At 58.7% G+C, this 3,374-nt stretch carries 1 protein-coding gene and 1 pseudogene; one reads left to right on the top strand and one right to left on the bottom strand.

The window, feature by feature from the left end; all coding sequences use genetic code 11:
* A pseudogene (locus JWR14_RS36095) lies at positions 1–1,424 on the bottom strand (hypothetical protein); the annotation flags it as partial.
* A gap of 948 nt (positions 1,425–2,372) precedes the next feature.
* Here JWR14_RS36095 and JWR14_RS36090 point away from each other — a divergent pair.
* Complete coding sequence (locus JWR14_RS36090) at positions 2,373–3,350, top strand: GDP-mannose 4,6-dehydratase (RefSeq protein WP_299719120.1); 978 nt, start codon at positions 2,373–2,375, stop codon at positions 3,348–3,350.
* Positions 3,351–3,374: the final 24 nt, after the last annotated feature.

Raw genomic sequence — 3,374 nt, 5'->3', positions numbered from 1 at the left:
AAGTAGCCCGAAGGAATCGCCAGCTCTCCATCACGCTTTGCATCGAATCGATAAATCTTCAGATGATCCGAATACATGTCCGTCAAATACAAAAAGGTACGACCGTCGACCTTGCGAGCAATCGGCTGCCCCGGCCAGTCATCAACGCTAAAGCTAGGGTCCTCCGGATACTTGAACCGCCCCGACAAGAAACCCACGTACTTCGATTCCTGTCCCACCGGCTTCGACAAATCCAGCTCAAAACGCTTGTTGCCGGTGTAAACGCTGTTCGGACGCGACGGGTCCATCCACGCACCATCCACGAACAACAATCCCTGCACTTGCCACAACTGCCGCCCATCAGGTGCGTAACTCTCAAGCGTCGCGCCCAGTCCCGCGCCGGTCGAACCCTGCCGCACACCAATTCCGTTCGTCGATACATAAACGTTCCCGGCTGCATCCACACCCACGCCGGTCAGTCCATTGAACCGCTGCGGACCAGGACGGCCCGCGACGCCCGAAAAAATCCCACCGCGCTCACCCAGCGCACTGGACTCGCGGTACTTGCCGGCACCGCCGTCGCGCGTAAAGATCAGCACTTGCTGACGCGGTCCGTTGTCCGCAACCAGCAAACGTCCCTGCGCATCGATCGTTAAATCGACAGCATCGGTGCCCGCGGCCAGCGCAGGCGCATCGTCGATCGCCGCGCCCGCCGGGCTGTAATGCGCGAGCCGCGCCCGGCCGCCCTGCGTATTGACCAGCGCCCACAACGTGCCGTCGTTCGCGAGCGCCAGACGCCCCGGCTGCGTCGCGTTCCATCTGCTCTTTTGCTGCATCGACTCGGCGTCGTACACCTCGATACGGTTCATCGCGGTATTCGCCACGTACAACAACGCATCCGATGCAGCCAGTCCACCTGCGTCCGGCTTCACGTCGTCCGTCTTCGGTGCGCCGCGCTTGTCCTCCGGCACCTCGTTAATCATCAGGAATGCGGCGGCAAGCTGCGCGTGTCCATCTTTGTCGGCGGCCAGGTTCGCCTGGAATGCGACGCTGCGTTTCATATCGCGGATATCGCGGCGCGACACGCCGAACCACTGCTTGCCCTTGGGCGGCCACACGCCCGCCTTCGACAAATTGCCGCGCTCATTGCCCACGCTGACCGCGACGAACGCATAGCGCCCGTTAAGCGCAATCGCGTTGCCGCCGTAGTTGCCCCAGCCGTGCGTGCCACCGGCCGTACCAAGTACCTTGCCGTCCTTGTAGACGCTTACTTCCGCCCCGCTTTCGTCCCACGGCGCGTTGGTGTACACACGGCCGTCGGGCTTGACTGCGATCGCGGTGATGTTGATCTGCGCCCACGTGCCATCGCCGAAACCAAAGGTATTACCAATCCACGACGTGCGCGCCTGCAGCACCGTGGGTGACGCCGGGTATGCCGAGCCCACTGCAGCCAGACCAAGCGCTCCTACAACCAGACAACGTGATGCCAAAAACGAAAAACGCGAAAAGCGCGGAAAACGATGCAAGAGGTTTTCTCCGTCTGAGAGCGGCCGGCTCTGCTCCCCATCGGTCGATGGTGCAGAAGAGGCGTTACGACCGTTACTCGGGTTAGCCAAGACTACCGTTCAAATATTGCAAAAAAATCTGAAATAAATGGAGTGTGACGCTGGACCGTCAGTCGTGATGCACCACAAATTGCAATCAATTACTGTTGGAAACCACTTTTAAATGCCTTCCTCGCAGCCGGGAAGGAGCCGATTGAGTGCCGGAGCCTTTGTCAGTGCGCCGCCGGGGCCTCCCTTTGACTTTCACGCTGACTTATTTCATTCAAAAAAATGTTTCGAAAAGTAATAAATCCGGAGCGTTTAGAACCTCTCCATGCGCACCCTCGAAATACTTTTTAACATGTGACCTTCGACTATTGAATATTTTCCGATTTGTTCTTTCATAGAATAAGCAAAGCGTAATGTTCGGCTGCCGGACCACAGCCGTGCGCGGCGGATTTGTTTCACCACACCGCTTCGCCACACCACGATCAGGGGCACGACAGGAATTACCGATCGCCGTACACGGTGTGCGAACGTTCGGTAGTTAGTTGGTGATACTTCACGTCCAGCGCCGGTCGCGCCGGGTGTTCCGCCCCTTGAAGGAAGGGCTACGTGATAAAATCTATTATTAAATTGATGCGGAAAATGGCTGAAAGGCCCCGTCGCGAAAGGCGCAGAACGAAACTGCATGTTCTCGGGCTAGACGCCGTTTCGTGATGGATCCATCGCTTGGCGGCTGCTTGGTCGGAAAACGGCAAGTCACTGGCGTCATCGGACAAGGCACGCGCAATCACGCCCATAATGCTGCAACCCTTCGCGAAACGGCCGCCGCATATATCAAGCGCAATGAACGACATAAAACATCCTGACGGCGGCAAACGCCGTCGCGCTCTCATCACGGGTCTTTCGGGCTTTACCGGACGCCACATGGCCGCGCGTCTGCTGGACGAAGGTTACGACGTGTGGGGCACCACCGCGTCCGAACCCGACGTACCCGGCACGACCGGCGTTCCGGTCAACCTGCTTGATCTCGATGCGGTGCGTGCGTGCGTGAGCGACGCCCAGCCCGATGTAGTCGTTCATCTCGCCGGTCTCGCACACGTCACGGGCAACGCGCCCACGCAAAGTTATCTGGTCAACATCATGGGCTCGCGCAATCTGCTCGAGGCGTTGTCGCAGCTCGACAAGAAACCGCGTGCCGTGTTGATGGCGAGTACATCGAATGTGTATGGCAATGCGAACGTGGAAGTCATCGACGAAAACGTGCCGCTGAATCCCGGCAACGACTACGCAGTCAGCAAGCTCGCCATGGAGAACATGGCGCGCTTGTGGCTCGACCGCCTGCCCGTCTTCTTCACGCGGCCGTTCAACTACACGGGCGTTGGCCAGGGCGAAGACTTCTTGTTGCCGAAGATCGTGAATCATCATGCGCGTCATGAAACACGCATGTCGCTTGGCAACCTGGCCGTGAGCCGTGATTTCTCCGATGTCCGCGATGTCGTCGAAGTCTACACACGCCTGCTGGAGATCGCGCCTGCGGGCGAGGCATTCAATACGTGTTCAGGCAACGGCCATTCGCTTGGCGAGATCCTGACCATGATGCAGCGTATCGCCGGATACAAGATCGATATTTTTGTCGACCCGCGATTCATGCGGCGCAACGAGATTGCGAAGCTGGTCGGGTCGAACGTCAAGCTGCGGCGCGCAATTGGCCGCGTACCCATCACCCCCATCTACGACACCCTCGAGTGGATGTTCAAACATGCGCGCGCGCAAGTCGAAGCTGAGGCGGCCGTACAGATGGAGGCGGTTGTCAGGACGTGACGTGGCTCGTGTGATTTGCGTGAT

Origin of the sequence: Caballeronia sp. (assembly GCF_028292365.1) — a bacterium.
Lineage (GTDB): Bacteria > Pseudomonadota > Gammaproteobacteria > Burkholderiales > Burkholderiaceae > Caballeronia.
The sequence above is the reverse complement of the archived record's forward strand: the minus strand, read 5'-3'. Positions and strand labels throughout refer to the sequence as shown.

Coding starts and splice junctions, on each gene's coding strand:
- JWR14_RS36090 (WP_299719120.1), top strand. CDS start 2,373: ATGAACGACATAAAACATCCTGACGGCGGCAAACGCCGTCGCGCTCTC.